Below are 16,254 nucleotides of genomic sequence, written 5' to 3' on the forward strand. Positions count from 1 at the left end.
TTACTTCTTGTCTGCCTGGTCCGCAGGCTTGGCGTCGGCTGCGGCTTGCGGGGCTGGCGCTGCCGCGCCGGCCGGCTTCTGGGCACCTGCGGCCTCGGGCTGCCAGGGCACGGGCTTGACCGGTGTGCCGGGCGGCAGCATCTGCAGCTTCTGGAAGCCGTCGACCATGACCTTCTCGCCCGCCTGCAGGCCTTCGCTGACCAGCCACTGGTTGTTTTGGGCCGTGGTCACCTTCACCTGCCGCTTGGTGATCTTGCCGTCGTCGCTGACCACGCTCACGGTGTCGCCGGTCTCGGTGCGCGTCACCGCCTGCTGGGGCACGGCAATGGCGTTGGACGCCTGGGCCTGCTCCATGCGCACGCGCACATACATGCCGGGCAGCAGCAATCCCTTGGGGTTGGGCACCTCGGCACGCAGCGTGACCTGGCCGGTGGAGCTGTCCACGGTCAGGTCGGTGAACAGCAGCTTGCCCTTGAGCTCATAGGCCGTGCCGTCGTCCAGGCGCACCTCGACGCTGGCAGCCTCGGCGCCATCGGCCTTCTTGAGCTTGCCCTGCTCCATCGCGCGGCGCAGCCGGAAGGCCTCGCTGGACGACTGGGTGAAGTTCACATAGACAGGATTGATCTGCTGGACCACGGCCAGCGGAGTCGCCTCGCCCTGGCCGACCAGCGCGCCTTCGGTCACCAGAGACTGGCCGATGCGGCCAGAAATGGGGGCGGTGACGCTGGTATAGCCAAGATTGATCTCGGCGGTCCGCACGGAGGCCTTGCCGACCGCGACGTCAGCCTGGGCCTGCTTGTAGGCCGCCTCTGCATTGACGAAGTCCTGCTTGCTGATCGCGTTGGCGGCAACCAGCGGGCGATAGCGTTCCAGTTGCGCCAGTGCCTGGGCCTGGTTGGCCTCGGCACGGGCCTGCGTGGCCTTGGCACTTTGCAGCGTCGCCTGGTAGGGCGCCGGATCGATGCGGTACAGCACCTGGCCGGCCTTCACGTCGCTGCCTTCCTTGAACAGGCGCTCCTGCACGATGCCGGCGCTGCGGGCGCGGATCTGGGCCACGCGGCGCGCATCCACGCGGCCAGGGAGTTCGGTCACAAGGCCCACGTCGGCGGGGGTGGCGACCACCACGCCCACCGGCACGGCGGGCATCTGCTGCTGCGCGGCAGCTTGTTCTTCGGGCTTTTTCCCGCAGGCCGCCATGGCCATTGCGGCAGTGACGGCCAGGGCCACGGTGGTGAGGCGCAGACTGCTGTAAGGGGACGGAGCGGCTGACACATTGCTGCGTGTGCTGGGCATGATGGGTCCTTGTGCTGAATCAAATAACGATGTTGACGTTCCGGTCAGCGCTATCCGGAACGCCCGTGTCCACGGGCAAGTCGCGGATTATACATACATACATGAATGTATAATGACCGCTGTTGCTGCAAGGCGGCGCGAAGCATGGCGTAGCGTGGCATGGCCGGGCTCAACGATGGAAGGAAATACATCTTGGCACGACGAACGAAAGAAGATGCGTTTGCAACGCGCAACAGTCTGCTGGACGCTGCGGAGCAAGTGTTCTACGAACAGGGTGTCGCCCGGGCCTCGCTCAACGAGATTGCCCAGCGAGCCGGCGCCACGCGCGGTGCGGTCTACTGGCATTTCAAGGACAAGCTGGATCTCTTCTATGCCATGCTGGACCGCGTCACGCTCCCGCTGGAGCAGGCCGCTCAGGGCGACTGCGAAGATGACTCCGAATGTGATGCGCTGGAATATGTGCGGCGCCTGATGGCGGTGGTCTTCGGGCGCATCGCCGATGACGACAGCACGCGGCGCGTCTTCGAGATCCTGCTGCTCAAGGTGGAATACGTGGGCGAGCTCATGCCCGTGCAGGAGCGCAACCGTGCCGCACTGGACTCTTTTTCCGCGCAACTGGAGCTGGCGCTGCGCGCGGCTGCCGAAAGCCATGCGGTGACCATGTCCATGCCGGCTCCCCAGGCCTCGATCGCGCTGTGCGCCATGTTCGATGGCCTGTTGCAGAGCTGGCTGCTGGGAAGGGCCTTCGATCTTAAGCAGGTGGGCGCGCAGGCGGTGGACGTCTGCCTGCGGGGGTTGGGCTTCACGGTGCCGCAGGCGCAATAGCGCCGGGTCCTGGGGGCTTGGACGTGCCGGGGCAAAGTCATGCGACAATGCTCGGCTTGTGCAGGGCAGCGATGCCCTGAGCGGCTGTAGCTCAGTGGATAGAGTATTGGCCTCCGAAGCCAAGGGTCGTGGGTTCGATCCCCGCCAGCCGCACCACAATTTTTCTTGGATCGCCCAGGTGGCCTGAGAAAAAAATGCACTGAAATTTTTCAGACGAAAAAAAACGGTGCTAGAATTCAAATCTCTTCGGAGGGGTGCCCGAGTGGCTAAAGGGGGCAGACTGTAAATCTGTTGGCTTACGCCTACACTGGTTCGAATCCAGTCCCCTCCACCAGTAATGGTGAAGAAGAGAAGTCATTTGAAAAAATGGCGACGTGCAGTCAATCTGTGCGGGAGTAGTTCAATGGTAGAACCCTAGCCTTCCAAGCTAATGACGCGGGTTCGATTCCCGTCTCCCGCTCCAGTTGGCGAGCAAAGTTTTTTGAGATTGCTTCGGCAGCCTCAAGGCCCATGTGGCTCAGTGGTAGAGCACTCCCTTGGTAAGGGAGAGGTCGGCAGTTCGATCCTGCCCATGGGCACCATTATCTCTGGTGCGCTCGCTAGATGGGGTTGCGCCAAATCCTGTTGTAGTGATTTAGATTTTTTTCGGAGTCGGAAAAATGGCTAAAGCAAAATTCGAGCGTACCAAGCCGCACGTCAACGTTGGCACCATCGGTCACGTGGACCACGGCAAGACGACCCTGACGGCTGCTATCGCTACCGTTCTGTCCAAGAAGTTCGGCGGCGAAGCCAAGGCTTACGACCAGATCGACGCAGCACCTGAAGAAAAGGCTCGCGGCATCACGATCAACACCGCCCACGTCGAGTACGAAACGGCCGGTCGCCACTACGCTCACGTTGACTGCCCCGGCCACGCCGACTACGTCAAGAACATGATCACCGGCGCTGCTCAAATGGACGGCGCCATCCTGGTGTGCTCGGCCGCTGACGGCCCCATGCCCCAGACCCGCGAGCACATCCTGCTGGCCCGTCAGGTGGGCGTGCCCTACATCATCGTGTTCCTGAACAAGTGCGACATGGTGGACGACGAAGAGCTGCTGGAACTGGTCGAAATGGAAGTGCGCGAGCTGCTTGCCAAGTACGACTTCCCCGGCGACGACACCCCCATCATCCGCGGCTCGGCCAAGCTGGCCCTGGAAGGCGACCAGTCCGACAAGGGCGAACCTGCCATCCTGCGCCTGGCTGAAGCACTGGACTCCTACATCCCCACGCCCGAGCGCGCTGTGGACGGCGCCTTTGCAATGCCCGTGGAAGACGTGTTCTCGATCTCTGGCCGTGGCACCGTGGTGACTGGCCGTATCGAGCGCGGCATCATCAAGGTCGGCGAAGAAATCGAAATCGTCGGTATCCGCGACACCCAGAAGACCATCGTCACCGGCGTGGAAATGTTCCGCAAGCTGCTGGACCAAGGTCAAGCTGGCGACAACGTGGGCCTGCTGCTGCGCGGCACCAAGCGTGAAGACGTGGAACGCGGCCAAGTGCTGTGCAAGCCCGGCTCCATCAAGCCCCACACCCACTTCACGGCTGAGGTGTACGTGCTGTCCAAGGACGAAGGTGGTCGCCACACTCCGTTCTTCAACAACTACCGTCCCCAGTTCTATTTCCGTACGACCGACGTGACCGGCTCCATCGAGCTGCCCGCCGACAAGGAAATGGTGATGCCTGGCGACAACGTGTCGATCACCGTCAAGCTGATCGCCCCCATCGCCATGGAAGAAGGTCTGCGCTTCGCTATCCGCGAAGGTGGCCGTACCGTGGGCGCTGGCGTGGTTGCCAAGATCATTGCCTAATTGATTCGTAGGGGTATAGCTCAATTGGCAGAGCGTCGGTCTCCAAAACCGAAGGTTGTAGGTTCGATTCCTACTGCCCCTGCCACCTGATGGTGGAATCGCAACGAGCCCGCCCCAAAGCGGGCTTCGGTGTCTTGGCGTTGCGCAAAAGATGCGCATTAGAAATGGATTATGGCCACTACTCAGGTTGAAACGGTCAGCTCCGGAGCTGACAAAGCCAAGCTTGCCGCAGTCGCGGCTTTAGTCGTTGCTGCGATCGCAGGTTTCTATCTGCTGAGCAAGCAAGGGCCCATCGTCCAGTGGCTGGTGCTGCTGGTTGGCCTGGCTGCAGCTGCTGGCACGTTCCTTGTTTCCGAGCCCGGAAAGCGTTTCGTGAGCTTTGCTCAGGATGCCTGGCGCGAAGTCAAGAAGGTCGTCTGGCCGACGCGCAAGGAAACCATGCAGATGACCTTGTACGTCTTCGGCTTTGTCGTCATCATGGCCTTGTTCCTGTGGTTCACGGACAAGACGCTTGAGTGGGTCTTGTACGACCTGATTTTGGGCTGGAGGAAGTAATGGATGCTGTCGAAACGGGTGTGAACGACGGAGGGGCAGCGCCTGCCAATCCGGATCTGCGCTGGTACATCGTCCATGCCTACTCCGGCATGGAAAAGGCGGTTGAGCGCAACATCATCGAGCGCATCGCGCGCTCTGACATGCAGTCCAAGTTCGGTCGCATTCTTGTCCCTACTGAAGAAGTGGTGGAAATGAAGAATGGCCAGCGCCGCACTACCGAGCGCCGTCTGTTTCCTGGCTACGTGTTCGTCGAGATGGTTATGGACGACGACACCTGGCACTTGGTCAAGCACACCAGCAAGGTGACGGGTTTCGTGGGCGGTGCCAAGAACCGTCCTGCGCCCATTTCCGAAGAGGAAGTGCGCAAGATCGTCAGCCAGATGCAGGAAGGCACGGAAAAGCCGCGCCACAAGGTCGAGTTCATGCCCGGCGAGCTGGTGCGTGTCAAGGAAGGTCCGTTCACGGACTTCAATGGCTCTGTCGAAGAGGTCAACTACGAGAAGAGCCGTCTGCGCGTCTCCGTGATGATCTTCGGTCGCTCCACGCCAGTCGAGCTTGAATTTGCCCAGGTTGAAAAAACCTGAGTTACCGCTTACAATCTCTGGCTCTGCATTTTTAGGCTTGGTGCAGAGCGTTTTCACAAGAGTCTTTCAACCCCCGGGGAGCTGCCGGCTGCAACTGTTGTTGGTTGGGCCGGCGGCGCTATACCCGCAAGGAGCATTCAATGGCGAAGAAAATCGTCGGCTTCATCAAGCTGCAAGTGCCAGCTGGTAAGGCCAATCCCTCTCCCCCGATCGGTCCTGCGCTGGGTCAGCGCGGCCTCAACATCATGGAATTCTGCAAGGCGTTCAACGCCCAGACCCAAGGTGTCGAGCCCGGACTGCCCCTGCCCGTGGTCATCACGGCCTTCGCGGACAAGAGCTTCACCTTCATCATCAAGACGCCTCCGGCGACTGTGCTGATCAAGAAGGCCATCAAGCTGGACAAGGGTTCTTCCAACCCCCTGAAGAACAAGGTCGGCAAGATCACCCGCGCTCAGCTGGAAGAGATCGCCAACACCAAGCTGAAGGACATGAACGCTGCTGACGTGGACGCCGCCGTGCGTACGCTGGCTGGTTCGGCTCGCTCGATGGGCGTGATTGTGGAGGGCGTGTAAATGGCCAAGTTGACCAAGAAGCAAAAGGCTCTCCAGGGCAAGGTGGAGTCCACCAAGCTGTACGCTTTCGCTGACGCAGTTGCGCTGGTGAAGGATGCTGCCACCGCCAAGTTCGATGAATCCATCGACGTGGCCGTGCAACTGGGCGTGGACGCCAAGAAGTCTGACCAAGTGGTTCGCGGCGCTGTCGTGCTGCCCCATGGCACCGGCAAGATTGCCCGCGTGGCTGTGTTCGCCCAAGGCGCCAAGGCTGAAGAAGCCAAGGCTGCCGGCGCCGACGTGGTCGGCATGGACGACCTGGCTGCCCGCGTGAAGGCTGGCGACATGCCCTTCGACGTGGTCATCGCTGCCCCCGACGCCATGCGCGTCGTCGGTACGCTGGGCCAGATCCTGGGCCCGCGCGGCCTGATGCCCAACCCCAAGGTTGGCACGGTGACTCCCGATGTGGCCACGGCTGTGAAGAACGCCAAGGCTGGTCAGGTGCAATACCGCGTCGACAAGGCCGGCATCATCCACGCCACCATCGGCCGCCGCTCGTTCGACAACGAGAAGCTGCAAGGCAACCTGGCTGCGCTGATCGACGCCCTGAACAAGTCCAAGCCCGCTTCGAGCAAGGGCCTGTACCTGCGCAAGGTCGCTGTTTCGTCGACCATGGGTGTGGGCGTTCGCGTCGACACGCAAACCATCTCGGCCTGATAGCCAAGAAATCTTGAGACACCTTTCGGGGTGCCTCAGTGGTGGGCCGGTGCAGCGATGCGCCGGGTCATCCAAGACCGTTGGTGTGCCTTGCGGCACTTAAACCCCCGGGGCCAACGCAGATGGCGATCCCGCTGCAGATGGATGCATTTCCAAAACAGTTGGTCGCTGCAACAAGAGCGCGCATGAGGGGCTTGCCCCGAGTGCGCATTTGAAGGAGTAGACCTTGAGTCTTAATCGCAGTGAGAAAGAAGCGGTCATCAATGAAGTGACCAGCCTCGCCGCAAAAGCTCAAACGCTTGTGATCGCGGAATACCGCGGCATCACGGTCGCCGACATGACCAAACTGCGTTCTGATGCTCGCAGCAAGGGTGTGAGCCTGAGCGTGTTGAAGAACACGCTGGCCCGCCGTGCTGTGGCTGGCAGCCAGTTTGACGTTGTCGCCGACCAGATGACCGGCCCTCTGATCTATGGCTTCTCTGAAGACGCAGTGGCCGCCGCCAAGGTGGTGGCCGACTTCGCGAAAACCAACGACAAGCTGGTGATTCGCGGTGGTGCGTTTGCAGGCAAGGCCCTGGACGTGAACGGTGTGAAGCAACTGGCGAACATCCCCTCGAAGGAAGTTCTGCTGGCACAACTGTGTGGCTTGCTGATGTCGCCTATCTCGCGTACGGCCGTTGTGCTGGGCGCCCTGGCGGCAAAGAAGAGCGAAGGCTCTGCCGAAGAACCGGCAGCCGAAGCAGTCGCAGCCTGAGCGCGCGGCAGTTAACCAATATTGTTAGGAAATCAAAATGGCATTCGATAAAGACGCATTTCTGACCGCGCTCGACGGCATGACGGTCCTGGAACTCAATGACCTGGTGAAGGCCATTGAAGAGAAGTTTGGCGTGAGCGCTGCCGCTATGGCTGCTCCCGCTGCTGGCGGCGCTGCTGGCGGCGCTGCTGCTGCAGAAGAAAAGACCGAGTTCAACGTTGTGCTGACCGAAGCCGGCGCGAACAAGGTTTCCGTCATCAAGGCCGTGCGTGAAATCACCGGCCTGGGTCTGAAGGAAGCCAAGGACCTGGTCGACGGCGCTCCCAAGAACGTCAAGGAAGGCGTTGCCAAGGCTGACGCTGAAGCCGCTGTGAAGAAGCTGGTGGAAGCCGGTGCCAAGGCTGAACTGAAGTAATTCAGTCCCCTCAAGGGCTGGAGGCTCCGAAAAAGGGCCTCCAGCCTTTGGCGCTTGTGGAGCGCTGATCCATAGAGCACACTAAAAAGCAGTCAGCACAGTCTGTTTTTTAGTGTCTTCTGACAACCCGACAGCAGAAGATGCCTTGGTTCGGGCGATGTGCAACGCATCGCCGTCAGCCATGGTTGGTAGTGGCCAACCGCCAAGCCCGCAGGGAGCTTTCCATGTGGGGCAGTCGTCGCAGACCCAGGACTCATGTCTTTGCCCGGAGATCTCATGGCCTATTCTTACACCGAACGCAAGCGAATCCGCAAAAGCTTCGGGAGCCGCGACAGCGTGCTCGAAGTGCCTTACCTGCTGCAGATGCAAAAAGATGCATATACCGCATTCTTGCAGTCAGATGTAGCCCCCAAAAAACGCACCATCGAAGGCCTGCAAGCGGCCTTCAACTCCGCCTTCCCCATCGTCTCCCACAACGGTTTTGTGGAGATGAAGTTCGTCGAGTACAACCTCGCCAAGCCTGCTTTCGATGTGCGCGAGTGCCAGACCCGTGGTCTGACGTTCGCCTCCGCCGTGCGCGCCAAGGTCCAGTTGATCATCTATGACCGTGAGTCTTCGACCTCGCAGTCCAAGGTGGTCAAGGAAGTCAAGGAGCAAGAGGTCTACATGGGCGAAGTGCCCCTGATGACCGAAAAGGGCTCGTTCATCATCAACGGCACCGAGCGTGTCATCGTCTCGCAGCTGCACCGCTCGCCTGGCGTGTTCTTCGAGCACGACAAGGGCAAGACCCACAGCTCGGGCAAGCTGCTGTTCTCGGCACGCATCATTCCTTACCGCGGCTCGTGGCTGGACTTCGAGTTCGACCCCAAGGACCTGCTGTTCTTCCGCGTCGACCGTCGCCGCAAGATGCCCGTGTCCATTCTGCTGAAGGCCATCGGCCTGACGCCGGAATCGATCCTGGCCAACTTCTTCGTCAACGACAACTTCCGCCTCATGGATTCGGGCGCGCAGATGGAGTTCGTCTCCGAGCGCCTGCGCGGCGAAGTCGCGCGCTTCGACATCACCGACAAGTCGGGCAAGGTCGTGGTCGCCAAGGACAAGCGCGTCACCGCTCGCCACACCCGCGAGCTGGAGCAGTCGGGCACCAAGTTCATCAGCGTCCCCGAAGATTTCCTGATCGGCCGCGTGGTCGCCAAGAACATCGTCGATCCGGACACGGGCGAGATCATCGCCAAGGCCAATGAAGAGCTGACCGAGTCCCTGCTCAAGAAGCTGCGCAGCGCCGGCATCCAGGATCTGCAGTGCATCTACACGAATGAGCTGGACCAGGGCGCCTACATCTCGCAGACCCTGCGCACCGACGAAACCGTCGATGAGTTCGCTGCACGCGTGGCCATCTACCGCATGATGCGCCCCGGCGAGCCGCCGACCGAAGACGCCGTGCAGGCCCTGTTCCAGCGCCTGTTCTACAACCCCGACACCTACGACCTTTCGCGCGTGGGCCGGATGAAGTTCAACGCAAAGGTCGGCCGCGATGGCGCCACCGGCCCCATGGTGCTGTCCAACGAGGACATCCTGGCCGTGGTCAAGATCCTGGTGGATCTGCGCAACGGCAAGGGCGAAGTCGACGATATCGACCACCTGGGCAACCGCCGCGTGCGTTGCGTGGGCGAACTGGCCGAAAACCAGTACCGCACGGGCCTGGCACGTATCGAGAAGGCTGTGAAGGAGCGTCTGGGCCAGGCCGAGCAAGAGCCGCTGATGCCCCATGACCTGATCAACAGCAAGCCGATTTCGGCCGCCCTGAAGGAATTCTTCGGTGCGTCGCAGCTGTCGCAGTTCATGGACCAGACCAATCCTCTGGCCGAAATCACGCACAAGCGTCGCGTCTCGGCCCTGGGCCCGGGCGGTCTGACCCGCGAGCGTGCAGGCTTCGAAGTGCGCGACGTGCACGTGACCCACTACGGCCGCGTCTGCCCTATCGAAACGCCTGAAGGCCCGAACATCGGCCTGATCAACTCGCTGGCCCTGTACGCCCGCCTGAACGAGTACGGCTTCATCGAGACGCCGTACCGCCGGGTGGCCGACGGCAAGGTCACGATGGAGATCGACTACCTGTCGGCCATCGAGGAAGGCAAGTACATCATCGCCCAGGCCAATGCCGACCTGGATGCCGAAGGCCGCCTGATCGGCGACCTGGTGTCTGCGCGCGAAAAGGGTGATTCGACCCTGGTGTCGGCCGAGCGCGTGCAGTACATGGACGTGTCGCCCGCACAGATCGTGTCGGTGGCTGCCTCGCTGATTCCGTTCCTGGAACACGATGACGCGAACCGCGCATTGATGGGCGCCAACATGTCGCGTCAGGCCGTGCCTGTGCTGCGTCCCGAAAAGCCCATGGTGGGCACGGGCATCGAGCGCGTGGCGGCAGTGGACTCCGGCACCGTGGTGACGGCAACCCGCGGTGGTATCGTGGACTATGTCGATGCAACGCGCATCGTGGTCCGCGTGAACGATGCGGAAGCCGTGGCCGGCGAAGTCGGCGTGGACATCTACAACCTCATCAAGTACCAGCGTTCCAACCAGAACACCAACATCCACCAGCGTCCCATCGTCAAGCGTGGCGACAAGCTGGCCAAGGGTGACGTGGTGGCCGACGGCGCATCGACCGACCTGGGCGAAATCGCCATCGGTCAGAACATGCTGATTGCCTTCATGCCCTGGAACGGCTACAACTTCGAGGATTCGATCCTGATCAACGAGCGCGTGGTGGCCGAAGACCGCTACACCTCGATCCACATCGAAGAACTCGTGGTGATGGCCCGCGACACCAAGCTCGGTGCCGAGGAAATCACGCGCGACATCCCGAACCTGTCCGAGCAGCAGCTCAACCGCCTGGACGAGTCCGGCATCATCTACGTGGGTGCGGAAGTGCAGCCCGGCGATGTGCTGGTCGGCAAGGTCACGCCCAAGGGCGAGACCACGCTGACGCCTGAAGAGAAGCTGCTGCGCGCCATCTTCGGCGAGAAGGCTTCCGACGTGAAGGACACCTCGCTGCGTGTGGACCAGGGCTCGCAAGGCACCGTGATCGACGTGCAGGTCTTCACCCGTGAAGGCATCCAGCGTGACAAGCGCGCCCAGCAGATCATCGACGATGAACTCAAGCGCTACCGCCTGGACCTGAACGACCAGCTGCGCATCGTCGAGGCCGACGCCTTCGACCGTATCGAAAAGCTGCTCAATGGCCGCGTGGCCAACGGCGGCCCGCAGAAGCTGGCCAAGGGCGCCAAGATCGACAAGGCCTACCTGGACGGCGTGGAGAAGTTCCACTGGTTCGACATCCGTCCTGCAGAGGACGAAGTCGCCACCCAGCTCGAGTCCATCAAGAACTCGCTGGAGCAGACGCGCCACAGCTTCGACCTGGCTTTTGAAGAAAAGCGCAAGAAGCTCACCCAGGGCGACGAGCTGCCCGCTGGCGTGCTCAAGATGGTCAAGGTCTACCTGGCCGTCAAGCGCCGCCTGCAACCCGGCGACAAGATGGCCGGCCGCCACGGCAACAAGGGTGTGGTCTCCAAGATCGTTCCGGTCGAGGACATGCCCTACATGGCCGACGGCTCCACTGCCGACATCGTGCTGAACCCGCTGGGCGTGCCTTCGCGTATGAACATCGGCCAGGTGCTGGAAGTGCATCTGGGCTGGGCCGGCAAGGGCCTGGGCCAGCGCATCGGCGACATGCTGCAGCAGGAAGCCCGCGCCGCCGAGATCCGCACCTTCATGGAAGAGATCTACAACTCGCGCGGCCGCAAGGAAGACCTGACGCAGCTCGACGACAAGGAGATCGTGTCCATGGCGCAGGCGCTGACCACGGGCGTGCCGTTTGCCACGCCGGTGTTCGATGGTGCGTCCGAGCAGGAAATCCAGGACATGCTGCATCTGGCATATCCGGAGGAACTGGCCCAGCGCAAGGGACTGACCGAGTCGCGCACGCAGGCCTACCTGTATGACGGCCGCACCGGCGACCGCTTCGAGCGTCCGACCACCATCGGCTACATGCACTACCTGAAGCTGCACCACTTGGTCGACGACAAGATGCACGCCCGCTCCACGGGTCCGTACTCTCTGGTGACGCAGCAGCCGCTGGGCGGCAAGGCCCAGTTCGGTGGCCAGCGTTTCGGGGAAATGGAAGTGTGGGCGCTGGAAGCTTACGGCGCCGCCTATGTGCTGCAGGAAATGCTGACCGTGAAGTCCGACGACGTGGTGGGCCGTACCAAGGTGTACGAATCCATCGTCAAGGGCGAGCACGCCATCGAGGCAGGCATGCCCGAGTCGTTCAACGTGCTGGTCAAGGAAATCCGCTCCCTGGGCCTCGACATCGAGCTTGAGCGTTCTTAAATATTGAAAAGGGAAAGAGTCTTATGAAATCTCTACTCGACCTGTTCAAGCAATTCACGCCTGATGAGCATTTCGATGCCATCAAGATCGGTCTGGCTTCTCCCGAGAAGATCCGTTCCTGGTCCTTCGGCGAGGTGAAGAAGCCCGAGACCATCAACTACCGTACGTTCAAGCCCGAGCGCGATGGTCTGTTCTGCGCCAAGATCTTTGGCCCCATCAAGGACTACGAGTGCCTGTGCGGCAAGTACAAGCGCCTCAAGCACCGCGGTGTGATCTGCGAGAAGTGCGGCGTCGAAGTGACCCAGACCAAGGTGCGCCGCGAGCGCATGGGCCACATCGACCTGGCTGCGCCCTGCGCCCACATCTGGTTCCTGAAGTCGCTGCCGTCGCGTCTGGGCCTGGTGCTCGACATGACGCTGCGCGACATCGAGCGCGTGCTGTACTTCGAAGCCTACGTGGTGACCGACCCCGGCATGACCCCGCTGAAGAAGTTCAGCATCATGACCGAGGACGATTACGAGGCCAAGCGCACCGAATACGGTGACGAGTTCGAAGCCAAGATGGGCGCCGAAGGCATCAAGGACCTGCTCGAAGGCATCGACATCGACGTCGAGACCGAGCGCCTGCGCGGCGATCTGACCGGCTCCGAAGTCAAGGTCAAGAAGAACGCCAAGCGCCTGAAGCTGCTGGAAGCGTTCAAGAAGTCCGGCATCAAGCCGGGCTGGATGGTCATGGAAGTGCTGCCCGTGCTGCCCCCGGATCTGCGTCCGCTGGTGCCGCTGGACGGCGGCCGCTTCGCAACGTCCGACCTGAACGACCTGTATCGCCGCGTCATCAACCGCAACTCGCGTCTGCGCCGCCTGCTGGAGCTGAAGGCTCCGGAAATCATCGCGCGCAACGAAAAGCGCATGCTGCAGGAAGCGGTGGACTCGCTGCTGGACAACGGCCGCCGTGGCAAGGCCATGACGGGCGCCAACAAGCGTGCCCTGAAGTCGCTGGCCGACATGATCAAGGGCAAGAGCGGTCGTTTCCGCCAGAACTTGCTGGGCAAGCGCGTGGACTATTCGGGCCGTTCCGTGATCACGGTGGGTCCGTACCTCAAGCTGCACCAGTGCGGTCTGCCCAAGCTGATGGCGCTGGAACTGTTCAAGCCCTTCATCTTCGCGCAGCTCGAGCAGCGCGGCATCGCTACCACCATCAAGGCGGCGAAGAAGGAAGTCGAATCCGGCACGCCCGTGGTGTGGGACATCCTCGAAGAGGTCATCAAGGAGCACCCGGTCATGCTGAACCGTGCTCCCACGCTGCACCGACTGGGCATCCAGGCCTTCGAGCCCATCCTGATCGAAGGCAAGGCCATCCAGCTGCACCCGCTCGTCTGCGCGGCCTTCAACGCCGACTTCGACGGTGACCAGATGGCTGTCCACGTTCCGCTGTCGGTGGAAGCACAGATGGAAGCCCGCACGCTGATGCTGGCCTCCAACAACGTGCTGTTCCCCGCATCGGGCGAGCCCTCCATCGTTCCTTCGCAGGACGTGGTGCTGGGTCTGTACCATGCAACGCGCGAGCGCATCAACGGCAAGGGCGAAGGCATGATCTTCGCCGACATCGGTGAAGTGCAGCGCGCGCTGGACTCCGACCAGGTCGAACTGGCCGCCAAGATCAGCGTGCGTCTGACCGAGTGGACCAAGAACAAGGACTCCGGCGAGTTCGAGCCTTCGACCAGCCTGGTGGAAACCACCGTGGGCCGCGCCCTGATGTCCGAGATCCTTCCCAAGGGCCTGCCGTTCAGCCACATGAACAAGGCGCTCAAGAAGAAGGAAATCTCCAAGCTCATCAACGCCTCGTTCCGCAAGTGCGGTCTCAAGGCCACGGTGGTGTTTGCCGACAAGCTGCTGCAAAACGGCTTCCGCCTGTCCACGCACGCCGGTATCTCGATCGCCATCGGCGACATGCTGGTGCCGCCGCAAAAGGCCGAGATCATCGGCCGTGCCGAAGCCGAGGTGAAGGAGATCGAACAGCAGTACGTCTCCGGTCTCGTGACCGCTGGCGAGCGCTACAACAAGGTGGTGGACATCTGGGGCAAGGCCGGCGACGAAGTCTCCAAGGTCATGATGGCCCAGCTTGCCAAGGAAAAGGTCATCGACCGCCACGGCAACGAAGTCGAGCAGGAATCGTTCAACGCCATTTACATGATGGCCGACTCCGGTGCCCGCGGCTCGGCCGCGCAGATCCGCCAGTTGGCCGGCATGCGTGGCCTGATGGCCAAGCCTGACGGCTCCATCATCGAGACGCCCATTACGGCGAACTTCCGTGAAGGCCTGAACGTTCTGCAGTACTTCATCTCCACCCACGGCGCCCGAAAGGGTCTGGCCGATACGGCGTTGAAGACGGCCAACTCCGGCTACCTGACGCGTCGTCTGGTGGACGTGACGCAGGATCTGGTGGTCAACGAGGACGATTGCGGCACGACCAATGGCGCACTGATGCGCGCCATCGTCGAAGGCGGTGAAGTGATCGAATCGCTGCGCGACCGCGTGCTGGGCCGTACCACGGCCGAGGACGTCGTGCATCCCGAGACGCTGGCCGTCCTGCTGCCCGCAGGCACGCTGCTCAACGAAGACGGGATCGATGAACTCGAGTTGCAAGGCGTGGACGAGATCAAGGTCCGCACCGCGCTGAACTGCGAAACCCGCTACGGCCTGTGCGCCAAGTGCTACGGCCGCGACCTGGGCCGCGGCGGCCAGATCAACCTCGGCGAAGCCGTGGGTGTGATCGCCGCCCAGTCCATCGGCGAGCCCGGCACGCAGCTGACCATGCGTACCTTCCACATCGGTGGTGCCGCTTCGCGCGCTGCCATCGCATCGAGCGTGGAAGCCAAGTCCAACGGCGCCATCAGCTTCAACAGCACGATGCGTTACGTCAGCAACACCAAGGGTGAGCTGGTCGTGATTTCGCGTTCGGGCGAAATCGTCATCAGCGACAACGGCCGCGAGCGTGAGCGCCACAAGGTGCCCTACGGTGCCGTGCTGACCGTCAGGCCCGACCAGCAGGTCAAGGCCGGTCTGATCCTGGCCAACTGGGATCCGCTGACCCGACCCATCATTACCGAGTACGCCGGCCAGGTGCGCTTCGAGAATGTGGAAGAGGGCCTGACCGTGGCCAAGCAGGTCGACGAAGTGACCGGCCTGTCCACGCTGGTGGTGATCGATCCCAAGCGCCGTGGCTCTGCCAAGGTCGTGCGTCCTCAGGTCAAGCTGATCGATGCCAACAACCAGGAAGTCAAGATCCCCGGCACCGACCACTCGGTGACGATCGGCTTCCAGGTCGGCGCTCTGATCCAGGTGCGTGACGGCCAGGACGTGGGCCCCGGCGAAGTGCTGGCCCGTATCCCTGTCGAAGGCCAGAAGACCCGCGACATTACCGGCGGTCTGCCCCGTGTGGCCGAGCTGTTCGAAGCCCGTACGCCCAAGGACAAGGGCACGCTGGCCGAGATGACCGGCACCATCTCCTTCGGCAAGGAAACCAAGGGCAAGGTGCGCATGCAGATCACCGATCTGGATGGCAAGGTCTGGGAAGAGCTCGTGCCCAAGGAAAAGAACATCCTGGTGCACGAAGGCCAGGTGGTCAACAAGGGCGAGTCCATCGTCGACGGTCCCGCCGATCCGCAGGACATCCTGCGCCTGCTGGGCATCGAGGAGCTGTCGCGCTACATCGTTGATGAAGTGCAGGACGTCTACCGTCTGCAGGGTGTGAAGATCAATGACAAGCACATCGAGGTGATCGTTCGCCAGATGCTGCGCCGCGTCGTGGTCGAGAACACCGGCGATTCGACCTACATCGCTGGCGAGCAGGTCGAGCGTTCGGAAATCCTCAATACCAACGAGGCCCTGCAGCGCGAAGGCAAGATCCCCGCCACGTACTCCAACGTGCTGCTGGGTATTACCAAGGCTTCGCTGTCGACCGACTCCTTCATCTCCGCCGCGTCGTTCCAGGAAACGACCCGCGTGCTTACCGAGGCTGCCATCATGGGCAAGCGCGACGAGCTGCGTGGCCTGAAGGAAAACGTCATCGTGGGTCGCCTGATCCCCGCCGGTACGGGTCTGGCCTACCACCAGGCACGCAAGGCCAAGGACGCCATGGACGACGCAGAGCGCCGCGCCATCGCCGACGCCGAAGCGGCCGAACTGGCCGGTGTGATGGCTGACGACGACGCTGGCGTGGCTGCCGTCGCCGGTGACGCTTCCGCTGACTGATAGGCGGTGTCACCCCCTGAGCGGCTGTGCCGCTTCCCCCTCTCTCGCTACGCGGGAGGGGGACGACG

General features: G+C 62.0%; 11 protein-coding genes and 5 tRNA genes. 15 read left to right on the forward strand and 1 reads right to left on the reverse strand.

What is annotated here, in order from left to right:
- Complete coding sequence (locus tag KDK82_RS25925) at positions 1-1,293, reverse strand: efflux RND transporter periplasmic adaptor subunit (RefSeq protein WP_088166612.1); 1,293 nt, start codon at positions 1,291-1,293, stop codon at positions 1-3.
- A 192-nt stretch (positions 1,294-1,485) separates the two neighbouring features.
- Between KDK82_RS25925 and KDK82_RS25930 the strand changes: the two genes are divergently transcribed.
- The 15 genes from KDK82_RS25930 to rpoC all read left to right on the forward strand — a co-directional run bounded on the left by KDK82_RS25930 (position 1,486) and on the right by rpoC (position 16,186).
- Positions 1,486-2,118, forward strand: a complete 633-nt coding sequence (locus tag KDK82_RS25930) for a TetR family transcriptional regulator (protein ID WP_169807227.1) — start codon at positions 1,486-1,488, stop codon at positions 2,116-2,118.
- Positions 2,119-2,198: 80 nt separating this feature from the next.
- Positions 2,199-2,274, forward strand: a tRNA-Arg gene (locus KDK82_RS25935).
- Positions 2,275-2,366: 92 nt separating this feature from the next.
- Positions 2,367-2,452: transfer RNA gene (locus KDK82_RS25940), tRNA-Tyr, on the forward strand.
- Between the two features lie 55 nt (positions 2,453-2,507).
- Positions 2,508-2,581 (forward strand) — tRNA-Gly (locus KDK82_RS25945).
- A 43-nt stretch (positions 2,582-2,624) separates the two neighbouring features.
- Positions 2,625-2,699: transfer RNA gene (locus KDK82_RS25950), tRNA-Thr, on the forward strand.
- A 78-nt stretch (positions 2,700-2,777) separates the two neighbouring features.
- Positions 2,778-3,968: an elongation factor Tu gene (gene tuf / locus KDK82_RS25955; protein ID WP_013800270.1), complete on the forward strand. Its 1,191-nt coding sequence runs from the start codon at positions 2,778-2,780 to the stop codon at positions 3,966-3,968.
- Positions 3,969-3,977: 9 nt separating this feature from the next.
- A tRNA-Trp gene (locus tag KDK82_RS25960) sits at positions 3,978-4,053 on the forward strand.
- A gap of 86 nt (positions 4,054-4,139) precedes the next feature.
- On the forward strand, positions 4,140-4,523 hold the full coding sequence (secE, locus tag KDK82_RS25965) for a preprotein translocase subunit SecE (RefSeq protein ID WP_012202436.1): 384 nt from the start codon (positions 4,140-4,142) through the stop codon (positions 4,521-4,523).
- Positions 4,523-5,107, forward strand: coding sequence for a transcription termination/antitermination protein NusG (gene nusG, locus KDK82_RS25970; protein WP_012202437.1), 585 nt, complete (start codon positions 4,523-4,525; stop codon positions 5,105-5,107). Before secE ends, nusG begins: the two co-directional genes overlap by 1 nt.
- A gap of 140 nt (positions 5,108-5,247) precedes the next feature.
- The gene (gene rplK, locus KDK82_RS25975) at positions 5,248-5,679 is read left to right on the forward strand and encodes a 50S ribosomal protein L11 (protein ID WP_012202438.1); all 432 of its coding nucleotides are present in this window, start codon (positions 5,248-5,250) and stop codon (positions 5,677-5,679) included.
- The gene (gene rplA, locus KDK82_RS25980) at positions 5,680-6,375 is read left to right on the forward strand and encodes a 50S ribosomal protein L1 (protein ID WP_013800271.1); all 696 of its coding nucleotides are present in this window, start codon (positions 5,680-5,682) and stop codon (positions 6,373-6,375) included.
- A gap of 226 nt (positions 6,376-6,601) precedes the next feature.
- A complete protein-coding gene (gene rplJ / locus KDK82_RS25985) occupies positions 6,602-7,129 on the forward strand; it encodes a 50S ribosomal protein L10 (protein WP_012202440.1) in 528 nt (175 codons plus the stop codon).
- 37 nt (positions 7,130-7,166) lie between these two features.
- Positions 7,167-7,544, forward strand: coding sequence for a 50S ribosomal protein L7/L12 (gene rplL / locus KDK82_RS25990; RefSeq protein ID WP_012202441.1), 378 nt, complete (start codon positions 7,167-7,169; stop codon positions 7,542-7,544).
- A gap of 276 nt (positions 7,545-7,820) precedes the next feature.
- Positions 7,821-11,933, forward strand: a complete 4,113-nt coding sequence (gene rpoB / locus KDK82_RS25995) for a DNA-directed RNA polymerase subunit beta (RefSeq protein ID WP_071953774.1) — start codon at positions 7,821-7,823, stop codon at positions 11,931-11,933.
- Positions 11,934-11,956: 23 nt separating this feature from the next.
- Complete coding sequence (gene rpoC / locus KDK82_RS26000) at positions 11,957-16,186, forward strand: DNA-directed RNA polymerase subunit beta' (RefSeq protein WP_013800273.1); 4,230 nt, start codon at positions 11,957-11,959, stop codon at positions 16,184-16,186.
- Positions 16,187-16,254: the final 68 nt, after the last annotated feature.

It is taken from the genome of Delftia sp. K82 (assembly GCF_002193035.1).
GTDB classification, from domain to species: domain Bacteria; phylum Pseudomonadota; class Gammaproteobacteria; order Burkholderiales; family Burkholderiaceae_C; genus Comamonas; species Comamonas acidovorans.